Annotated in this window: 15 protein-coding genes and 3 pseudogenes; 13 read left to right on the top strand and 5 right to left on the bottom strand. The window is 71.0% G+C overall.

Annotated features, from left to right (window positions below):
* Positions 1-169: 169 nt before the first annotated feature.
* Positions 170-1,153, bottom strand: a complete 984-nt coding sequence (locus tag OG413_RS30055) for a LuxR family transcriptional regulator (RefSeq protein ID WP_266811105.1) — start codon at positions 1,151-1,153, stop codon at positions 170-172.
* A 214-nt stretch (positions 1,154-1,367) separates the two neighbouring features.
* Between OG413_RS30055 and OG413_RS30050 the strand changes: the two genes are divergently transcribed.
* Positions 1,368-2,780, top strand: a complete 1,413-nt coding sequence (locus OG413_RS30050) for an aminopeptidase P family protein (protein ID WP_266811103.1) — start codon at positions 1,368-1,370, stop codon at positions 2,778-2,780.
* A 146-nt stretch (positions 2,781-2,926) separates the two neighbouring features.
* On the opposite strand, the gene OG413_RS30045 is transcribed toward OG413_RS30050, so the two are convergent.
* A complete protein-coding gene (locus tag OG413_RS30045; RefSeq protein ID WP_266811102.1) occupies positions 2,927-3,139 on the bottom strand; it encodes a hypothetical protein in 213 nt (70 codons plus the stop codon).
* 582 nt (positions 3,140-3,721) lie between these two features.
* Between OG413_RS30045 and OG413_RS30040 the strand changes: the two are divergent.
* The 7 genes and pseudogenes from OG413_RS30040 to OG413_RS30010 form a co-directional block, all read left to right on the top strand.
* A pseudogene (locus tag OG413_RS30040) lies at positions 3,722-4,078 on the top strand (hypothetical protein); the annotation flags it as partial.
* A 228-nt stretch (positions 4,079-4,306) separates the two neighbouring features.
* Positions 4,307-4,477 (top strand): annotated as a pseudogene (locus OG413_RS30035) (glycosyltransferase); the annotation flags it as partial.
* A 5-nt stretch (positions 4,478-4,482) separates the two neighbouring features.
* Positions 4,483-6,132 (top strand): annotated as a pseudogene (gene helR, locus OG413_RS30030) (RNA polymerase recycling motor ATPase HelR); the annotation flags it as partial.
* Positions 6,133-6,324: 192 nt separating this feature from the next.
* On the top strand, positions 6,325-6,588 hold the full coding sequence (locus OG413_RS30025) for a hypothetical protein (RefSeq protein WP_266811100.1): 264 nt from the start codon (positions 6,325-6,327) through the stop codon (positions 6,586-6,588).
* Positions 6,589-6,912: 324 nt separating this feature from the next.
* On the top strand, positions 6,913-7,449 hold the full coding sequence (locus OG413_RS30020) for a hypothetical protein (protein ID WP_266811098.1): 537 nt from the start codon (positions 6,913-6,915) through the stop codon (positions 7,447-7,449).
* Positions 7,397-7,663, top strand: a complete 267-nt coding sequence (locus OG413_RS30015; protein ID WP_266811096.1) for a transposase — start codon at positions 7,397-7,399, stop codon at positions 7,661-7,663. The genes OG413_RS30020 and OG413_RS30015 overlap by 53 nt, the downstream gene beginning before the upstream one ends.
* Before the next feature lie 70 nt (positions 7,664-7,733).
* Positions 7,734-8,201, top strand: a complete 468-nt coding sequence (locus OG413_RS30010) for an HIT family protein (RefSeq protein WP_266811094.1) — start codon at positions 7,734-7,736, stop codon at positions 8,199-8,201.
* A gap of 118 nt (positions 8,202-8,319) precedes the next feature.
* Here the strand turns inward: OG413_RS30010 and OG413_RS30005 are convergent, their stop codons facing one another.
* Both OG413_RS30005 and OG413_RS30000 read right to left on the bottom strand, forming a co-directional pair.
* Positions 8,320-9,603: a hypothetical protein gene (locus OG413_RS30005; RefSeq protein ID WP_266811092.1), complete on the bottom strand. Its 1,284-nt coding sequence runs from the start codon at positions 9,601-9,603 to the stop codon at positions 8,320-8,322.
* 240 nt (positions 9,604-9,843) lie between these two features.
* Entirely contained in the window at positions 9,844-10,488 is a 645-nt protein-coding gene (locus OG413_RS30000) for a class I SAM-dependent methyltransferase (RefSeq protein WP_266811090.1), read from the bottom strand.
* Positions 10,489-10,696: 208 nt separating this feature from the next.
* Between OG413_RS30000 and OG413_RS29995 the strand changes: the two genes are divergently transcribed.
* Complete coding sequence (locus tag OG413_RS29995) at positions 10,697-11,218, top strand: AAA family ATPase (protein ID WP_266811088.1); 522 nt, start codon at positions 10,697-10,699, stop codon at positions 11,216-11,218.
* A gap of 522 nt (positions 11,219-11,740) precedes the next feature.
* Here OG413_RS29995 and OG413_RS29990 read toward each other — a convergent pair.
* Complete coding sequence (locus OG413_RS29990) at positions 11,741-12,724, bottom strand: mannose-binding protein (RefSeq protein ID WP_266811086.1); 984 nt, start codon at positions 12,722-12,724, stop codon at positions 11,741-11,743.
* Between the two features lie 496 nt (positions 12,725-13,220).
* Here OG413_RS29990 and OG413_RS29985 point away from each other — a divergent pair, with 496 nt between their 5' ends.
* The 4 genes from OG413_RS29985 (at position 13,221) to OG413_RS29970 (ending at position 19,969) form a co-directional block, all read left to right on the top strand.
* Positions 13,221-13,985: a type VII secretion system-associated protein gene (locus tag OG413_RS29985; protein WP_266813153.1), complete on the top strand. Its 765-nt coding sequence runs from the start codon at positions 13,221-13,223 to the stop codon at positions 13,983-13,985.
* On the top strand, positions 13,982-15,226 hold the full coding sequence (locus tag OG413_RS29980; RefSeq protein ID WP_266811085.1) for a ricin-type beta-trefoil lectin domain protein: 1,245 nt from the start codon (positions 13,982-13,984) through the stop codon (positions 15,224-15,226). The genes OG413_RS29985 and OG413_RS29980 overlap by 4 nt, the downstream gene beginning before the upstream one ends.
* A gap of 145 nt (positions 15,227-15,371) precedes the next feature.
* A complete protein-coding gene (locus tag OG413_RS29975; protein WP_266811083.1) occupies positions 15,372-18,695 on the top strand; it encodes a right-handed parallel beta-helix repeat-containing protein in 3,324 nt (1,107 codons plus the stop codon).
* Entirely contained in the window at positions 18,692-19,969 is a 1,278-nt protein-coding gene (locus OG413_RS29970; protein WP_266811081.1) for a S8 family serine peptidase, read from the top strand. The genes OG413_RS29975 and OG413_RS29970 overlap by 4 nt, the downstream gene beginning before the upstream one ends.
* Positions 19,970-20,008 lie beyond the last annotated feature (39 nt).

The following is a 20,008-nucleotide window of genomic DNA, read 5'->3' as shown; positions in this document are numbered from 1 at the left end:
ACTCCCCGGCCCCATGATTGGCCGAAAGCAGAGGCGCTCCTTCCGCTCCCTCGCACGGCCGCCGACACCCTCGCACGGCTCGCGACACCTTCGTACGGCCGCCGACACCCTCGAACAGCCGTCGGCGGCCACTCCGTCCCGGGAGCGGCCTCGCCCGTCGGCGGGCCGGTCACAACCAGCCGGAGCGCTGTGCCTGCAGGGCCATCTGGAAGCGGTTGGCGGCGCCCAGCCGCGCCATCAGGATCTGCAGGCGGCGGAACAGCGTACGGCGGCTGATTCCCAGCTCGCGGGCGATGACATCGTCGCTCGCGCCGCCCGCGAGGAGCCACAGCAGCCGGCGGTCGGCGGCGGGCAGACCGCCCGGCCGGGTGGTGCGGCCGTGGAACGGCAGGGCGTTCTGCCACGACTGCTCGAACAGTGCCACGAGCGCGGAGAGCAGACCGCACGGCTGCACGACCAGCATGGTGTTGTGCACGTCGGCCTCCTTGATCGACAACGACACGAGTGCGTACGCCTCGTCGATGATCACGAGCTTGACCGGCACCGACGGCAGCACCCTCGCCTGCTCACCGGCCTTGATGCATGGCTCGATGACGTCTTTCAGGTGGCCCGGATGCTCCAGCGACTCCCGCGAGTACACGACGCGCTGCGTCACACCGCGGGCGAGTGTGGCCAGCGCGTCGTCCGTGGCCCCCGGCAGGGGGAAGTACGGCGGTGACTCGAACTGCCGGATCCGGTCGCGGGCACTCGCCCAGGCGTGACGGATCCTGGGACCGATGGCGTCGCCGGTGACGACCTCGACGAGATGGTCGTTGTACGCGGCGAGCCGCTGCCGCCGGAACGACTCGAACGCGCCCCCGACGGCGATGCGCGACTCCTCGACCTCGGCCGCCCGGTGCCGGGCGAGGATCTCCAGGCCCGCGGTGGGCGGAACCGGCGCCACCACGTCCTCGCCCGCCTCGGCGGCACTGGCCAGCCCGGCGTCGACCAGCGTGCCGTACGACGCGGCGAGATCCGCACCGTCCAGACCCGCCGCGGTTCCGATCGCACTCAGCGGCGCGGGGGCCAGCTCCAGCAGTGCCAGATAGACCCGGACCGCCGCGTGATCGATTCCCAGAAGCCGCAGGGCCTCGCCGAGTTTCACGTTCGTCATGGGCCACATTATCGACGGCTCCGCCGGGGTTTTGGCGGATCCGTGCCAGTGGCGGTCCTCGGCACCGAACGCTCACGGTGCGCGATACCGTCCGGAAGCCGTCGACGACCGGCGGCAGCGAGGGCGCCCTGGACGCACCGCGAACGGAAGCGGTCCGCGCGGTTCCCGCAGCCCCTCGCCGCTGAGGCACTCACCCCACAGGAAGGCGTACGACGTGGCGAAAGGCCGAAAGAACGGTCTCTACTCAGGGATCTCCGAGGAACTGTCCGCTCTGATGCGGACAGGGTGGGCGGACACCGAGCGGCACGACCTGCGGCTCGCCGAGCAGGCCCCGTACGCGGCCGGCCGCCGCGCCGCGCTCTCCGCGCGCTTCCCGGGCGAACGCCTCGTGATTCCCTCGGGAAACCTCAAGGTCCGGTCGAACGACGACGCCTACCCGTTCCGCCCGTACTCGGGCTATGTGCATATGACCGGGGACCAGGCCCGGGACGGCGCCCTCGTCCTCGAACCCCGCGCCGACGGCGGCCACGACGCCTACTGCTACCAGCTGCCGCGGGACAGCAGGAACAACGACGAATTCTGGACCGGCCCCACGGCGGAGCTGTGGATGGGCCGGCGCCGCTCCCTCGCCGAGTCGCAGCTCGTGCTCGGTCTGCCCTGCCGCGACGTCCGCACGGCGGCCGGTGACCTGGCCGCCGCCACCGCTGCGCCGACCCGGATCGTCCGCGGGATCGACCCGTCCCTGGAGACCGCGGTCACCACCGAGGAGGAGCGCGACGCCGAACTGGAAGAGGCGCTCAGCGACCTCCGCCTCGTCAAGGACGACTGGGAGATCGCCGAGCTCCGCAAGGCCGTGGACTCCACCGTGCGCGGATTCACCGATGTGATCGGTGAGCTCTCCCGGGCGATCGCGTCGTCCGAGCGATGGATCGAGGGCACGTTCTTCCGCCGCGCACGCCTTGAGGGCAACGCCGTCGGCTACGGCTCGATCTGCGCGGCGGGCGAACACGCCACGATCATGCACTGGACGGACAACGACGGTCCGGTGCGAGCGGGGGACCTGCTCCTGCTCGACGCCGGCGTGGAGACACACACCCTCTACACCGCCGACGTCACGCGCACTCTTCCGATCAGCGGCACCTTCACCCCGCTGCAGCGCAAGGTCTACGACGCGGTGTACGAGGCGCAGGAGGCCGGCATCGCCGCCGTCAAGCCGGGCGCCGCCTACCGCGACTTCCACGAGGCCTCCCAGCGCCACCTGGCGGCCCGGCTGGTCGAGTGGGGCTTCATCGAAGGCCCCGCCGACCGCGCGTACGAACTCGGCCTCCAGCGCCGCTTCACCATGGCGGGCACCGGTCACATGCTCGGCCTGGACGTCCATGACTGCGCGCAGGCCCGGCACGAGGAGTACGTCGGCGGTGTCCTGGAGCCGGGCATGGTGCTCACCGTCGAGCCGGGACTGTACTTCCAGCCGGACGATCTCACGGTGCCCGAGGAGTGGCGCGGCATCGGCGTCCGGATCGAGGACGACCTGGTCGTCACCGACGACGGCAACGAGAACCTTTCGGCGGGCCTGCCGCGGTCGGCGGACGACGTCGAGGCATGGATGGCCCGGTTCGCGGGCTGAGCGCGTCGAAGAAGGGGCCCGGCGCCCGATGATCTCCAGGCCCTGTTTGACCGCACGCCCGGGACAACTGTGCCCAGCGCGACGGAAGGCGTTCGCGCTGGGCACGGGACGGGCCCGCGGGGTCAGAACAGCCGGGCCCCGCGGGGTCAGAACAGCCGGGCCGGCTCCGGCATCCTCGGGGTCACGAACAGCACCGGGTCGCCCTCCGGGGCGCGGACCGGTTTCAGGCTCCCGGGGCACGACTTCAGCTCCGCGGTCCTGCCCGACGCCGGATCGTGGCGGTAGACGAGACCCTTGCGGCTGACCGCGACATCGCGGCCGCACCCGGGCTCGGGGCACTCGGTACGGGGAAGAGACATGCACCCAGTCTCGCGCGTCTCCTCCCCGTACCGGACGTGTCCGAGGGAACTCACCCCGGTGATCGGTCCGGCGTCTTTCAGGGGAACCGCGTGGCGCGGCTCCGCGAGGTCGGCTCGCTGTGGCGAACTCGGTCGCGAGGTACGGAATGTAGTCGGCGAGCGCGGGGCCCAGCAGCCGTAGTTGTGGCCGCCGTCGCACGTGGGAGCCGGCGTGAAGCCGTTGCCGTAGTTGATGAGGCGGACTGGGGAGCACGAGCCCGTCCAGGCGGTCCTTGACCGTCTTGGCGGCGATCTCGGTGAAGTGACCGATGGGTCCCTGACTACTGGTGCAGAGCGTGACACCGGTCCCGGTCGGAGCGGCGAGGTTGGCCGGGGCGGCGGGGTTGACCGCTTTCCAGACGCGGTCCGCGTCGAGGACGGGGTACGGGGAGCCGAAGAGCGCGTCACTGTCGGCATAGGACCCGTAGCCGGTGCACACCGGCCGGTGCCGGACGGGGTGAAGCTGCTCACCGCGCACCACGCGCCGGTGAGGTTGAGCTCCGTGGCCAGGACGGCCACGCGAATCTCCGCCGTGCCGAATTCGGGCCGATGAGCTGGAGCCTGCCGAACGGGATCCTCATCGGAGCCGTCGGAGGGCTCGGCGGTGCCCTCTCGTACGCACTGTGCTTCACCGCGTGGGGGCAGTGGCTGATCCTGGTCCGCATCTGGCTGCCGCTCACCGGAGAACTGCCCTGGAACACGGGCGCCTTCCTCGACGACGCCTACCGCCGAGGCGTGCTGCGCCGAACCGGTGCGGTCTATCAGTTCCGCCGCGCCCGGCTTCAGCACCATCTCGGACACCCGTTCCGCCTGCGGCAGGCGAACTGCACGCCGGCCGGATTCCGCGCGTCGCGGACGCCGCCCACCACGGTGGTGAAGGACCCCGACGTCAGCCGGTGACCCGCGCCGCGTCACCACGCGTCGGCGCGGCGCTGCTTCGCTCAGGAGGAGGAAGGGGGTCCGTCCGCAGTGGACGAGATCGGGAAAGGGGGAGCACCCACTCCTTTCCACTCTCAACGTATAGCGCACAGGGGGCCTTGCGGCAAGGCCCCGGTGATGCCGCAGAATCGTCGGCCGAGGCCAGAACCTGCGGAAAGCCAGAACCTGCGGAAACGGGAGAGTCAGTCAATGCGCGTGCTGTTGTCTACGTATGGGCCGCGCGGAGACGTCGAACCGCTGGTGGGTCTCGCGGTGCGGTTGCGGGCGCTCGGCGCGGAGGTGCGGGTGTGCGCGCCGCCGGACGAGGACTTCGCGCGGCGGCTGGCCGGTGTCGGCGTGCCGTTGGTGCCGGTCGGCCCGTAGCCGGGCACGCCGCGCTGGACGACCAGTCCGCGTTCATCGCCGGCCTGGGCAGCAACCGGTCGCCACGGATGCGCGATGTGCTCGGCACCATCCAGGCCGACCAGGACGCCATCATCCGCGCGGGATCCCGCGGCGCGCTCGTTGTCGACGGCGGTCCGGGTACGGGCAAGACCGTCGTCGCTCTGCACCGCTCCGCCTACCTCCTCTACTCCGACCCTCGCCTCGGTCACCGCCGGGGCGGCGTACTGTTCGTCGGTCCGCACCAGCCCTACCTGGGCTACGTCGCCGATGTCCTCCCCAGCCTCGGAGAGGAGGGCGTGCAGACCCGCACCCTGCGCGACCTCGTCGCCGAGGGAGCCGCGGCGACGACCGAGACCGACCCGGACGTGGCCCTCCTGAAGTCGTCCGCGGATCTGGTGAAGGCGATCGAGACGGCCGTCAGGTTCTACGAGGAGCCGCCCACCAAGGGGATGACGGTCACGACCCAGTGGTCCGACATCCGGCTGAGCGCCGACGACTGGGCCGTGGTCTTCGCGTCAGCGGGACCCGGTGCGCCGCACAACGAGGCACGCGACCAGGTCTGGGAGGAACTGCTCACGATCCTGATGGCCAAGTACGACGGCGACGGCTCGGCCGACCTGCTCCGCAAGTCGCTGCTGTGCGACCGGGAGTTGCTCACGGCCTTCGACCGCGCGTGGCCGCTGCTCGAAGCGGCGGACCTCGTCGGAGACCTGTGGTCGGTACCCGCCTACCTGCGCATGTGCGCTCCCTGGCTCAGCCGCGAGGACATGCAGCGGCTGCGGCGCGAGGACGCCCAGGCATGGACGGTGTCCGACCTGCCGATCCTGGACGCGGCACGACAGCGGGTCGGCGATCCGGAAGCGTCGCGACGCAAGCGTCGGCACGACGCCGCTGTCGGCGCCGAACGCGAGCACATGGCCTACGTAGTCGACGCCCTGATCGAGGCCGATGACGACGGCGAAGGCGCGGTGACGATGCTGCACGGACGGGACATTCGGGACGCCCTGGCCGACGGGGCCGCAGCGCCCGGCACCGAGCCGGACCGGCTGGCGGGCCCGTTCGCGCACGTCGTCGTGGACGAGGCCCCGGAACTGACCGACGCGGAGTGGCAGATGCTGCTGCTCCGGTGCCCGTCCCGGAGCTTCACCATCGTCGGGGACCGTGCCCAGGCCCGGCACGGGTTCACGGAGACGTGGCAGGAACGGCTTGAGCGGGTCGGGCTCGGCCGGATCAGCCTGGCCTCCCTGAGCATCAACTACCGGACACCGGAAGAGATCATGGCGGAAGCGGAGCCGGTCATCCGCGCCGTGCTCCCGGACGCCAACGTGCCGACCTCCATCCGCGGCGGCGACGTGCCCGTCCTCCATGGATCCACCGCGGATCTGAACTCGGTCCTGGACACCTGGCTCGACGCACATGCCGACGGGGTCGCCTGCGTCATCGGCGATCCCGCATTCCGGACGACGTCCCGCGTGCGGTCGCTGACCCCGGAACTGTCGAAGGGGCTTGAGTTCGACCTGGTAGTCCTCATCGACCCGGAGACGTTCGGCAAGGGCATCGAAGGAGCGGTCGACCGCTATGTCGCGATGACCCGAGCCACCCAGCGACTCGTCATCCTCACGAGCCCCTGACGTCGGCTCCGCATGCCGATCAGCCGAGCCTGGCTTCGTCAACTTGTAAGGACAGCGTTTGTCGACGAGTTCCGGTTCTGGCTCAGATTCCGTGACGTCGCCACGGTGAGTGACGGTTGACCGTCGTGCGGGCTTCGGGAAGTTGCCCGAAATTGATCAGTGGCCATCTTGAGTGGCTGACAGTTCGGGTCCGTGGAAGAGATGGTGCTCCGGCTGAAGGAGCTGCTGTTTCCGTCGCCCGCGGACGTGTCGGTGCTGGCGGTGGGTGTGACGAACGAGAAGGTACGGATCGAGGTCTGTAGTACTGCGGGCGGGTGCCCAGATGGCCAGCGTCTTCGGGGTGTCCGTCAGCGCAGCACCGTGCTGTGGCTGGTCGCGGCACTGCCCGAACCGGACTTACCAGCGCCGCAGGTGGTCGGCGTCGATGAGTACGCGACTCGCAAAGGCCGTCACTAGGGCACGGTGCTGGTCGATGTCGAGACGCGGCGTCGCATGGGCCTGCTGCCCGACCGGGAGGCGTCGAGCCTGGCGGCTTGGCCGGCCGAGCGGCCAGGCATCGAGGTGGTCTGTCGGGACCGGGCGCCGTTTTTCGCCGAGGGCGCCACCGCCTGGGGCGCCCCAGGCGGTGCAGGCCGCTGATCGCTGGTATCTGTGGCACGACCTTGGCGAAGCCGCCGAGCGGTGCGTTGCAGACCACGGCGTCTGTTGACTGCACAGGGCGCCCGAGCCACCCGGGCAGGTCCAGGAGCCCGAAGAACCCACGGATACTCCTGGCTCCCCGTGGCCTACGGCCACCGGTTCGCCGACCGGACACGAGCCAATCACGCCGCCGTTCACGCGCTGCTGGCCGTCGGCCACAGCCGCCGCGCGATCCAACGCCAGCTCGGCATGACCTACCGCACCGTCAAGCTCCTCGCTGACGCTGTCACCCCGGAAGACCTCTTCCACGGCCAGTGGCGGGGCCGCCCCTCGGTCTTGGATGAGTTCAAGCCTTATGTGGACGACCGCTGGAACCAGGGCTGCACCAACGTCTGGAAGGTGGGGGAGGAGATCGTGCCACTCGGCTACACCGGTAGCTACCAGCGAGTTCGCGCCTCCTTCCGTACCAAGCGTCTCTCGGCAGTCCCACTCCCCGCGTCCCCGCCGTCGCCCCGCACCGTCGTCGGCTGGATACTGAGGCACCCCGACTCCCTCACCGAGGTGGAACAGCTCCGCCTCAAGGCCGTCTTGGCCCACTGTCCCGAGCTGGATGCGCTCACCGAACATGTCCGGTCCTTCGCCCAGATTCTCACCGAGCACCAGGGCCACCCGCTCTGAGTGGCTCGACGCGGTCCGCCGAGACGACCTGCCCGGCCTCCACACCCTTGCCGCAGGCATCGACCGAGACGGCGACGCCGTCATCGCCGGCCTCACCCTGCCCTGGAACTCCGGCGTCGTCGAGGAACACGTCAACCGAATCAAGATGTTCAAGCGCCAGATGTTCGGACGTGCCGGGTTCCAACTCCTTCGGAAAAGAGTTCTCCTGGCGTGACTGGTGACTGGTGACTGGTGACTGAGGCCGACAGGCGTTTCGCAGAGAGACAGTTCTACGATCTCAGTTCATGACGACTCCCGACTGCTACACATGCAGCAAGGAAGCAGATTTCGACAACCTCCCACCACGCGAGTGCGTGGTATATGACCAGCACTGGCGGGTGGCCCACGCCTTCAACACCGCAGTGCCCGGCTGGCTGGTGCTGCTGCCTCGACGCCACGTTGCCGCGGTTCATGACCTCACCAACGCTGAGGCATCTGCCCTAGGAGTGTGGCAGGTCAAGCTCTCCCGGGCTCTCCAGAGCATGACTGGTTGCGCCAAGACCTACGTCGTCCAATTCGCCGAGGCCGAAGGCTTCGCGCACGTGCACTTCCATATCGTTCCGCGCATGGCAGATCTACAACCAGAGCATCGTGGGCCGGGCATTTTCGAGCTGCTTCGGCGACCGGAGCAGGAGCGAGTAACAGCTGACCAGGCAGACCAAATAGCCCACTCGCTCCGAGCCCAACTTCATGGGCACCCGAACGCTCAGTAGCCAGACCACGGAATCTGAGCCAGAACCACTACTGCTGAACAAAGCCTGCAGCATGGGGCTCGCCGCCGCTTGTGTGTACGAGTCCTGGGGCGGACGTCGGACGTTGGCCTGGCTCGGGTCAGTGGGCCTCCCCCAGGTAGCTCAGGGCTTGGCGGAAGTCATCGAGGGCGGGTTTGAACTCTCGGGCGGCGGTGTGGAAGGTCGATCGGTCGATCAGGATCCTGGCCAGTGTTCGTGTTCCCTCTGCCGGGTCGTGCTCAGACAGCCGGCGGGCCAGGCCCACTCCCTCGTCGAACAGGGAGCGCACTCGCTCCGCGAACAGATGGGTGCGGTTCTCCCGGTGGACGGCGGAGCGGATGGTGAGGACGCGATGCAGGCGGACCAGTTCGGCCAGATGCTGGTCCGGATCCGCGGCGGCTCGCGGAGAAAGGGCGTCCACCTCTTCGCGGAGGGCATGACGGCTGTCGAAGTAGCGCCGCTTGGCATCGGGCGACCACTGCATGGGCGCCGCACCCGAAGGCGGACGCGGTCCGTCCGCGGCGGGCCGATCGCTTTCGGCGCCGGAGAAGGTCAGCAGCACCGCCCAGAACGATGCCTGGTAGCCACTCCAGGAGCTCCGCTCACCGGTATCGGCCAACTCCGTCAGCAACGCGAGCGCCTCTTGCCGCACGAGGGCCGCCTGCCCACCCCGGCCGTAGGTGTCCAGCATCTGCGCGTACCCGATGAGCGAGTAGAGATGGCAGGCCATCGGGCCGCGGTCGCTCGCGGCTTCGGCCGCTTCCATGCTGACGAGCGTCTCGAACGCGGCGAGTGCTTCGCCGGACCGCCCGGCGTGACGGAGAGCGGCGGTCCAGTCCAGGAGTGACCAGGCGAGAGTCCCACTGTCGGGCCCGCCGGGCAGGATCGCCGCGACCAAGTCGGTCATGGCATCGGCAGCCTCGGCATACCGGCCTGCCTCGGAAAGTCCGGCAGCCCACAGACGCAGCCCTTTGACCACCGGGTCTCCGGACAGTTCGGCCTGCGCACGGCCGATGGCGAGCATCTCGGCGCGCATGGCGAGACCCTCGGCGCCTCGGCCCAGGCAGTACAGCTCTGTCTGGCACGCGTCGAGGGCCCCGTACAACACGTCCCCACGGGCAGGTTCCGCCGGATCGATGGACCGCGCCGCGGCCACCGCCTCCTCGCGCAGCGCGAGGCGGGCCACATGCTTCTTGCCGGAGCCGCTGTCGTAACTCAGACGTTGCAGCGCCCCGGCCAAGAGCGGCAGGTACGGGGCGGGGCTGACCTGAGCGAGCACCCGGTAGGCATCGACTTCCTCGCGCGGCGTGCGGCGTCCCGACGCGAGCAGCACATTCCGCGCTCGCACGATGTCGTCCTGATCGACTTTCCCCGAGTGATTCATAACGGAGATTCTGGGTGTCCGGAGAAGGCCGAACAAGGCTGGTCAGCTGTGCCGTTCCTCCTACGAAAACAGCCTCTGACCTGTCATGATGGGTGTGACATCACTTTCCCGACGAGATCCGCGCGGAGCTCCTCGGCGCCCCGTCCGCGGGACGCGGTACGGTCGCCGAATTCAATGCGACTGTGATCATGCTGCGGTTCGCCTCCGACACCACCGCCCTCCTGCAGCAGAACAGCAGCACTAGGACTGGCGGCGCGCGAAAAGGACCGCTCCTGGAAAGCTCTCGTCGAGGTCGGTCAGCAGCTGAGCCTCGACAGTGAATCCGGCATCGCTGAGCCAGGCCGTCATTCGGGCAGGCCGGCGGCGGTGGACGTGGACCTTCATCGGGTGGTCGCCGTAGCCCTGCGTCTTGAGTCTCGACTCGTCGCCGAGGTGAAAGCCGAGCAGCAGCGGTCCGCCAGGTCGCATCACCCGCCGGAAATGGGCGAGGACCGCGGGGATCGCCTCGTCAGGGACGTGGATCAACGACCAGAAGGCGAGCAGGCCGGTGACCGACGCGTCGGCGAGGGGGAGATCGGTCATCGAGCCCACCTCGAACCGCAGGTCTGGGTGGTCACGCCGAGCCACGTCGATCATCACGGGTGAAAGGTCGATACCGAACGCGTCGACGCCCGACTCATGCAGGTGGGCGGTGACGTGTCCCGGTCCGCAGCCCACATCGGCCACCGGCCCGCCACCGGCCGTGTGAACCATCTCGGCGAACAGCGCCAGCGCCGCCCGAAGGTACGGCTTCCCTGCCAGGGCCTCACGCAACTGGTCGGCGTAGCTGACCGCGACCGTGTCGTAGGAGATCCGAGTGTCTGCCAACCAGCCGTCCACGTTCATGGGCCAACACGGTAGCCGACCAACTGCCCGATCGATCCGGTGGTAGACAGGGGCAGCATGCCACGACGAGTCGGCCGGTTCCGCCGGGGGAGCAGCGGGTCGCGGTGGCCGTGCGCCCGGTCAAGGGCACCCGATATCCCCTGAAAGGAAGAGGAAAACAGTGAAGTGCGGGAAACTCGATGAGGTCGACGAGATCTCCAGCATGCTTATGATCACTGGGCCTGCCGGTGCGGGGAAAAGCACCCTGGCGGATGCCTGGGCCAGAAGTCGGCCGACCCCCACCGTTCATATCTCTCTCGACGATGTACGGGACTGGGTGAAGTCGGGCTATGCGAACCCCGAGGACGGGTGGGGCGTGCTGTCGGAACGTCAGTACGCCGTGGCCAGACGCTGTGTGGCCCGGGCCGTGCACGAATACGCGCGGATCGGCTACAGCTGTGTGGTGGACGATGCGGTCTTCCCTGACTGGGAGGCCGTGAGTCTTGCCGGGTGGGAGCGTGAACTCGGCTGTATCGCGGTGCAATTGGTCGTCCTCATTCCCTCGCTCGACGCCCTTCAGGAGCGCAACAGCGCACGCAGCGGCCGTCGTCGTCTCTCCTCCGGGATGATCGAGATCATCCATGAGCGGATGAGTGGCTGGCGAGACAGTGGAGCTTCGCTGATCGACAACTCGCATATAGGTGTGGACGAGACCGTCGGGCTATTGAACGAGGTGCTGCGGCAGGGCTGACGTGCTCATGGCGCTCCACGCGCCTCGCGCGATGGAGTGATCGCGTACCCGGGTGATCGGAATCCAGCATGCCCGGCTCGGGCAGGACCACCTTCGCCGGGTGGGCTCTCTGAGGACACCGCGAGGCGTGGGCTGCCCTTCGGTCGCGCGCGGAGTGTGATGCGCGGACAGGGTTCGATGCCTGCTGAGTTGTTGCGGGGCGGGATGCGGGTCCCGGAGACGTGGAGCGGTGACGCTGATCCTCGGCTCTTCTCTGAAGCACGGCACTCGGAATCCAGGCAGCGGGCTCCCTGCGGTCCACCGGGTCGGTGACCACGAGGCCCCTCGCAGGTACGTGTCGGTTTCGACCGGGCGTGCGGCGACCCACCCGGTCCCGATGACGTCCTCGCACGGGCGTTGGCTCGGACCGACGTGGAGCTGGAGGCTATCTCCGGGGGCGCCGGACGGGCCGGTCCGCTGCTCCGGCAGCCACGGGAACGCGGCCACCCGCAGGAGGACGACTCGGCGCGCTGCCTTTCGGTGTCACGTCGACCAGATGACCCCGCCGTTGTGCATGATGACCACCTTGGCGTCGGCTCGGAGCATCAGCTGGGCGCCCGCGTGGTCGTGGGTCCGGGAGGCCCAGATCGGGCGGTCGGCGGCGTTGTGGATGACGAGGTTGCCGTCGGGCTGGAAGATCGCCCGGTGGTTGTCGCCGAAGGTCATGGATGCCCAGATGGGCTTGCCCTGCTCGTTGAGGACGACGAGGTTGCCGTCGGTCTGCATGACCATGCGGATGCGGTTGGTGGTCCAGGCCTGGTTGACCTCCAGGACACTGGGCGCGAAGACGGTCACGGTGGTCCAGTTCGGCTTCGGGGCCGCCTTGGGCTTGGTGGTGTGCTTCTTCTCGGGCGGACTGCTCGGCCTCGGCTCCGACGTGGGCACGACGGGCTTGGGCACGGTGGCCTTCGGGGTCTCGATCTTCTTCGGTTTCTCCTTGCTCGGGGACGAACTGGGCTTCTGCGCCACGTAGTCGTCGAGGGCCGCAGGGGCGGAGTCCGGGTTGAGGACGGTGTCGGCACCCTCCGCCGCCCGTCCCTTGGCGGTGTTGTGGTGCCCCTCGTCGTTCGCGCTCCCGGTCAGCAGCAGGGGTATGGCGATCAAGGCGGCGCCGACGGCGGCGGCCCCCGCCAGGATCGGCCTGCGGGGGCGTCCGCTGTTGACGCCGGTGCCGGTCCTGGTGGTCGGTACCGTCCCGACGGCCGCTGCCACGCCGATGCCTTCCTCGGGCGGCTGGGCGGTCCTGGCGGCGGCCGAGGGCGGGGGCGGGGTGGCGGCGGCCTTCCCGGCCGGGATGGCGGCGGGCTCCGCGGCCGGGGTGGTGCCGGGCTCCGCCCCGGGAGCGGCGGCCGGGCCCGGCGCCTCCTCGGCCGGTGCGGTGGACGGGGGCGGGGACCCGGCCTCCTGTACGTCAGGGGCGGCGGCTGCCGCCGCGTTCGCGCCGGGGGTGGGCTGCTGGGGGGACATGCGGTTGTTGCTCCTCGGTGGCGGGGTTGTCGATGGGCAGTGGTCCGGCCGGATGAACACCGGGGTGACCCGGGGGTGTTGGCGCGTGCCGCGTCGAGACGGGCGAGGTCGGACCGGCCCTCGTGGTCGAATCCGCGCGACCCGGCGCGGTGGTGGCCGACGGCCGGTCCGACGCCTCCGAGCTGCGCGGTATCCCGTACGACCCCGGCCCCTGCCCCCGCCCGGACGTCCGGGCCGAAAGGCGCTGTATGCCGAAGGGGCCGATGGCGTACCCAACGTAGCCCGTCGTGGGGACGACGGCCGCTCTCCTGCCCCGAACGTCCCCACCGCTTTGTCCTCCCATGCCTCGCTGCTCCCGGAAAGTTCCTCGTTCCGGGCAGTGGCCGGGCGCAAGGGAGCCCGATTTGGATCTTCGTCGAGCTCCCACGCGGGGGGCTCGTATGACATCCTGGTGGCCCCCGATCCAATGCGTACAGACCCAAGAGTTCAGGTGGAGATGCGGCCCGGAGAACGGCAAGAGGGCAGGAATGAAGCCCCGTTCGCCCTTCCCGATGGCTTCGGCCCCACCGCCGGCCCCGAGTCACCCGTCTCCGGCAACACCGCGGCCACCGACACCTCCGGGATACCCGAGGCCGTGAGGGCGGCTGCCCGCCGGGCACCGGGGCACTGGATCGGGATGGTGGACCCGGAGTGGACCGAGGTGCGGACGCCGCCCGAGTGGGCGGTGCTGGGGGAGTGGCAGTCGGACGAGAGCGGGAGCGTGGGGGAGTACCGCGCCAACCCGGCGTACCGGCCCTCGGCGCGGGTCCTCGGCTGGCCGGAGCCCACCGACCCGGTGGACGCGGCGGCACAACGGGCCGCCACCGGCTACGGCTCGGTGGAAGCGGCGCTCGCGGCGCTCGCGGAGGCGGACATCACCGTGGTACGCGGGCCGGACGGCGGGCCGCTCACGGCCACCGGACGGGACGGGGCTCCGGTGGTCCTGCTGTTCACCTCACCCGCACATGAGTTCATGTCTGCGGCACTTCACCATGACACGCTGTCGGCACGGGAGCTGGCCCGCTCACTGAGAGGTCCGGGCACCATGCTGATGGTCAACGCCGGGGCCGCGGCCCCTCTGCTCGTCCCGGCGGACAGCCTTCTCGGCGCCCGCGCCGGTACGGCGGACCCTGCTGGTGCTCCGGCCACGACCCCTTCAGCGGACCGGACCGACAGCTCTTCCGATGAACTCTGGCCCCACACCACAGGGAGGACCCCGTGACGCGTTCGTCCCAGCAACCCCCCGCCTCTCCGAGGGCTCGCGCGGAATCCGCTTCCGAGGGCGAGGAGCCGGCCGCGACCACCAACACGGCCGAGACCGCCACCAGCACCAAGCCCGCCACCGGCGCCGCGCCTGCCAACACCGCCGAGCCCGCCGCCCTCGCGGAGCCCAAGTCCGAGCCGGCGGAGGCGAAGAGCGGGTCGGCGGCCGGAAGGGCCGGTGCGGGGGCCCCGGCGGCGGAGGCCGAGAAGAAGTCCGGAGAGGCCGAGAAGGAACCCGGAGAGGGCAGGACCACCGAGCCCGGGACCGGGGCCTCCGCCGGCGCCCGGTCCGAGCCCGAGTCCGAGGCCGACCCAGGTGCCACTGCCGCCGCCCAGAGCCGGCTGCCCGCGTTCGTGCGGACCATGACCGCGACCGCGATCGACCGGCCCCGACAGGCCGGGCCGGTGGGCCGGCCGGGCAAGGCGGTGCTGGCCGGGGCGGCGGCCGCAGGGGCACTGCTCGTATCGGTGCCGTTCCTGGTACTCGCCGGGAACGACGACAAGGGCCCCGGGCAGCCGTCGGTGGCGGCGGCGGGAACCGTGCTCGACGGGAGTACGCAGGAGGCGCCGGGGGAGTTCGCGGTGACCCCGCCCGAGACCGGTTCCCCGGGCGACGGCAAGAAGGACACCGACAAGCCGGACAAGGCCGAGGAGCCGGAGCGGCCGGGGCCCGCGCCCACCCCGGTGCCGGACACGGCCAAGGGCGCGCCGAAGAAGGCCGCCGATTCGAAGGACCAGCCGAAGAGGGAGAGCGGCGGGAAGGAGTCCGGCGGCGGGAAGAACCAGCCCGGGAAGGCCGGTCCGGCCGTCACCTTCAGCGACCCCGTCTCCTTCCGCAGCCATCTCTCGGGCCGCTGCGTCGACGTACCGAACCACGACTTCGGGGACGGCAAGAAGCTGATCGTATGGGACTGCAACAACGCCCCCGCGCAGAAGTGGAGGTTCGCCTCGGACGGGACCATCCGCATCCAGGACAAGTGCCTGGACGTGGCCAACGCGAACTTCAACGACGGCACCCCCATTCAGATCGCCTGGTGCAACGGCGCCGACGCCCAGAAGTTCGCCCTGAACGGCGCCCATGACCTGGTCAACACCGTCGTCGGCAAGTGCGTCGACATCAAGGACCACAACCGGGACAAGGGGGCCCCGCTGATCCTGTGGCCCTGTACGGGCCTCGACAACCAGAAGTGGAGCGTCTGACCCGGACGCCTCTGTGCAGGGAGCGCTGCTCCGGGAGCCCGTAAGCCCCCGGACGAGGCATGATGGCACCGTCGGCTCGCCGACCCGCGTCCCCGGCGAAGAGGGGCGTTCGTTGAAGACGACGCCGTAGCAAGGAGGTTGGTGCGTGTCGCGCCAGGTACTGTCGGTCGGCCCCGGGGACCGCTTCTCGACGATCGGTGAGGCGCTCGCCGCTGCCCGTACCGGGGCGCTCATCAGCGTCCGGCCCGGGACGTACGCGGAGAACCTGGTGATCCACACCAGGGTCACCCTCACCGCCGCCGAGGGACGGGGCACGGTGGAGATCCGGCCGCGTTCGGGCAGCGTGGTCGCGTTGCGCGCCGACGCCGTGATGCTCTCCGAGCTGACCCTGCGCGGCGGCGACGCCGAGCTGCCCGCCGTGGACGTGCGGCGCGGGCAGGCCGCGCTCGACGGCTGCGAGATCGTCGGCGCCGCCTGGACCGCGATGCTGGCCGGCGGGACGGGTTCCCTCGCGCTGCGGGACTGCCGGGTGAGCAACCCGCAGGGCGCGGGCATCGTGGTGACCTCCGCCGCACCCACCACCGTGGAGTCCTGCACGTTCGAACACCTGGGTACCAGTGGCCTGGTCCTCGCCGAGCAGGGCGAGGCACGCATCCGTGACTGCACGGTGCGCGACGCCCGCGGCAACGGCCTGCTCGCCAACGGCGAGACCCGGGCCAGCGTCGAGGACTGCGACATCTCCTCCACCGACAAGCCCTCCATCGCCCTGGAACAGAACTGCGCCGTCTCGGTGGTCCGCACCGTGGTGCACGACACCAGCACCGGCGTGCACCTGAGCAGCGCGGGCCGTACGACGCTGGAGGACGTCCGTGTCACCGGCGCCTCCGGGAACGGGATCGCGCTGGCCGGAGGCACCGACCCGGTGCTGCGCCGCTGCCGCGTCTCGCGCGTCCGCGGCCACGGCGTGCTGGTCACCGACCGGGCGCGCGGCACCTTCGAGGACTGCTGGGTGGACGGCTCGCAGGGCGCGGCGCTGCGCGTCGCCGGGGCGGCCTCCCCGGCGCTGACCGGCCTGACGGTCCGCGACTGCGATGGGGTCGGGCTGCTCATCGAGGAGGATTCGGCGCCGGAACTGGACCGCCTGGAGGTGATCGGCGGCTCGCCCGCGGTCGCGGTGCTCGGCGGCGCCAACCCGCTGCTGCGCCGGGCGCGGCTGGTGGAGCCCTCCGGCGACGGCATCGCGGCGACCAGGGATGCCCGGGGCCGCGCCGAGGACTGCGAGATCGTCCGGCCGAAGGGCGCGGGCGTACGTGTGGCCTCCGGCAGCACCCTCTACCTGGCTGGTGGCGGGGCCTCCGACGCCGCCACCAGCGGCCTGGTCGTGGAGGACGGTGGCAACGTCACCGTCCGCGACTTCCGCGTCGAGATGTCGGGCGAGGAGGGCGTGGTGGTCGCCGCGGGCGGCGAGCTGACCGCCAACCGCACCGTGGCGCACGCCGCCAAGGGGCACGGCTTCCTGCTCCGCGAGGGCGCGCTCGCCTCGCTCAGCGGCTGCGAGGCCACCGGCGGTGCCCAGGACGGCTTCCGGGTGGAGTCCACCGAGCCGGTCTCGCTCGTCAACTGCCTCGCCCGGGAGAACGAGGGCGGTGGCCTGGTGCAGACCGCGCACGGCGAACGGCTCGCGGTGGAGGGGCTGAACAGCATAGGCAACGGTAAGCGGGACGCCTGGGGCACCGGCAGCGCCGAGAACACCGACCCGGCCGGATCCGGCGCCGCGGACGCGCCCCCGCCGGACCGTGCGGACGGCCCGCTCGGCGCCCTCAACGCGCTGATCGGCCTGGAGAACGTCAAACTACAGGTGCGTACCCTGGTCAACCTGACCCAGCTCGCCCAGCGCCGCGAACAACTCGGCATGACCGCACCGCCGATGAGCAGACACCTGGTCTTCGCCGGTCCGCCAGGCACCGGTAAGACCACCGTCGCTCGCCTCTACGGCGCGATCCTGGCCGAGCTGGGTTCGCTGCGCAGCGGGCACCTGGTGGAGGTCTCACGCGCCGACCTGGTCGCGCAGGTTGTCGGCGGTACCGCGATCAAGACCACCGAGACCTTTCAACGGGCCCTCGGCGGTGTGCTGTTCATCGACGAGGCGTACACGCTCACCGCGGACAGTGGCAACGGCGGCGCCGACTTCGGCAGGGAGGCCGTGGACACGCTGCTGAAGCTGATGGAGGACCACCGCGACGACGTGGTGGTGGTCGCGGCCGGCTACTCCCGCGAGATGGACTCCTTCCTCGGTTCCAACCCGGGCCTGGCCTCCCGCTTCTCACGGACCGTGGAATTCGAGAACTACTCGGTGCCCGACCTGGTCGCGATCATGGACAGCATGTGCGCCCAGCACCAGTACGAGCTCGGCGAGGGCACCGCGGCGGCGCTGGCCGCGCACTTCGAGGCGATGCCGCGGGACGCCGGCTTCGGCAACGGCCGTGCCGCGCGGGGGGTGTTCGAGGAGATGGTGGACAGGCAGGCGGTCCGGCTCTCCACACAGCCGCAGGTCGGTGAGCGCGATCTGCGACTGCTGCTGCCGGACGACGTCTCCGCCACCGCTGTCGCCACTGCCGCCGCGACGGCCGCCGGGACCGCCGTACCGGACGACGACCCGCTGACCCGCCTCGGCGACATGATCGGCCTGGCCGAGGTGAAGCGCGATGTCGCGGATCTGGTCAACCTCATCACCACGGCCCGCCACCGTGCCGCGGCCGGTCTCCCGGTCCCCTCGCTCAGCAGTCATCTGGTCTTCACCGGCCCGCCCGGCACCGGCAAGACCACTGTCGCCCGCCTCTACGGCGAGGTCCTGACCCAGCTCGGCGTCCTTGAGCGGGGCCAGTTGATCGAGGCGGCCCGCGCCGACCTGGTCGGCCGCTACATCGGCCACACCGCCCAGCTCACCCGCGAGGTCTTCGAACGGGCCCGCGGCGGCGTGCTGTTCATCGACGAGGCATACACGCTCACCCCACGCGGCGGCGGCGCCGACTTCGGCCAGGAGGCGGTGGACACCCTCCTGAAGCTCATGGAGGACCACCGCGACGAGGTGGTCGTCATCGTCGCCGGTTACACCGAGGAAATGGAGCGCTTCCTCGCCTCCAACCCGGGCCTTTCCTCCCGGTTCCCGCGCCGGATCACCTTCGCCGACTACTCCTCCGACGAGCTGGTCACCATCGTGCGCGCCCAGGCCGCGAACATGGGCTACGAGTGCGGACCCGGCACCGGCCCGCTGCTCAAGGAGTACTTCGACGCGCTGCCCCGGGACCGCTCCTTCGGCAACGCCCGCCTGGCCCGCCAGGTGGTCGAGTCGATGGTCACCCGCCAAGCGGGACGGCTCAGTTCGCTGGCCGCGCCCACCTTGGACGACCTGCGCGTCCTCCTCCCCGGGGACGTCACGGCCGCGGCACCGAAGGTGGCTCCCCGGTGAGGCCGCCCGTCCGCGGGGCCGCCCGCCTGCTGTCCGGCGCCGGCATCGCCGCCGTCCTGCTTCTGCCCGCGGCCGTCGCGGCCCAGGCGGCGCCCCTCTCGGGCGTCCCGGCGACTGACGGGAAGAGTCCCGGCGTCCCGGCGGCCGACGGGAAGAAGGGCCAGGAACTGCCCGGTATGCCCTCCGCGCTCGATCCGGGGGCCGACGAGGTGGCCTGCACCCCCGCCTCCCGCGAGAAGGCGAAGAAGCAGGACTGGTCGCGCCAGCGCCTCGACCTGGACCGGCTGCACGGGCACAGCACCGGTGCGGGCGTGACCGTCGCGTTGATCGGCACCGGTGTCGCTCCCGGCGCGGCCGGGCTCAGCGGCCGGGTCACCGCCCGCGGTACGGCCGGTGACGACTGTGTCGGGCACGGTACGTTCCTGGCCGGGCTGATCGCCGGGACCGGCGGGGACAACCCCCGTCTGGCCGGGGTCGCCCCGGACGCGCGGATCCTGGCCCTGCGCGGCACCGACCGGCGCGGGCAGGCGAGCCCCGGCCCGGTCGTGGAGGCGCTGCGTGAGGCGACCGCAGCCCGGGCCGGAGTGATCGCGGTCGCGGTGGCCCTGCCGCGGCGGGACGCGGCGCTGACCCGTGCGGTCGCCGAGGCCCGCCGCGCGGGCGCGGTGGTGGTCGCCGCGGCCACCCCGGACCCGCCGTCCCGCGGCTCCACCGACGAGATCCCGTCCCGCACCTACTGGCCGGCCGGCGAACCCGGCGTCCTCTCGGTCGCCGACATGCTGCCCGGCGGCGCGCGCCCGGACGGCTCCCTGCCGACCCGCGGCATCGACCTGGCCGCCCCCGGTGCCGGGGTGGTCTCCGGCGGCCCGCGCGGCGAGGGCCACTACCTCGGCGGCGGTGCCGCGGTGGCCACCGCTTACGCCGCCGGGGCCGCCGCGGTGGTCCGCGCCGCCCACCCCGACGACTCGCCCGACGCCGTCATCCGCCGTCTGACCGCCACCGCCTACCCCGCGGACATCCCCCAGCTGGACGCCTACGCCGCCGTCACCACGGTTCTCGGCGACTCCGCCGCGCCCGCCCGCGCCGAGTCTGCCGCAGATCCCGTGACCGTCCGCGACACCTCCGCCGCCGACCGCGCCACTGGGAGGGCCACGCTCTTCGTCCTTCTCGGCTCCGCCGCCGTCCTCGCCGTCCTCTGGGGCACCTTCGCCCTTTCCCGGGCCCGCGCCCGGGGATGGCGTCCGGCGGGAGCGCGTGTAACGGGAGAGGGCTGAACCCTTCCCGTAATGGGAAGGGGTTCAGCCCTCCGTCCT

The organism is Streptomyces sp. NBC_01433, from assembly GCF_026340105.1.
Classification (GTDB): domain Bacteria; phylum Actinomycetota; class Actinomycetes; order Streptomycetales; family Streptomycetaceae; genus Streptomyces.
This window is presented reverse-complemented; position numbering and strand designations above follow the sequence as displayed.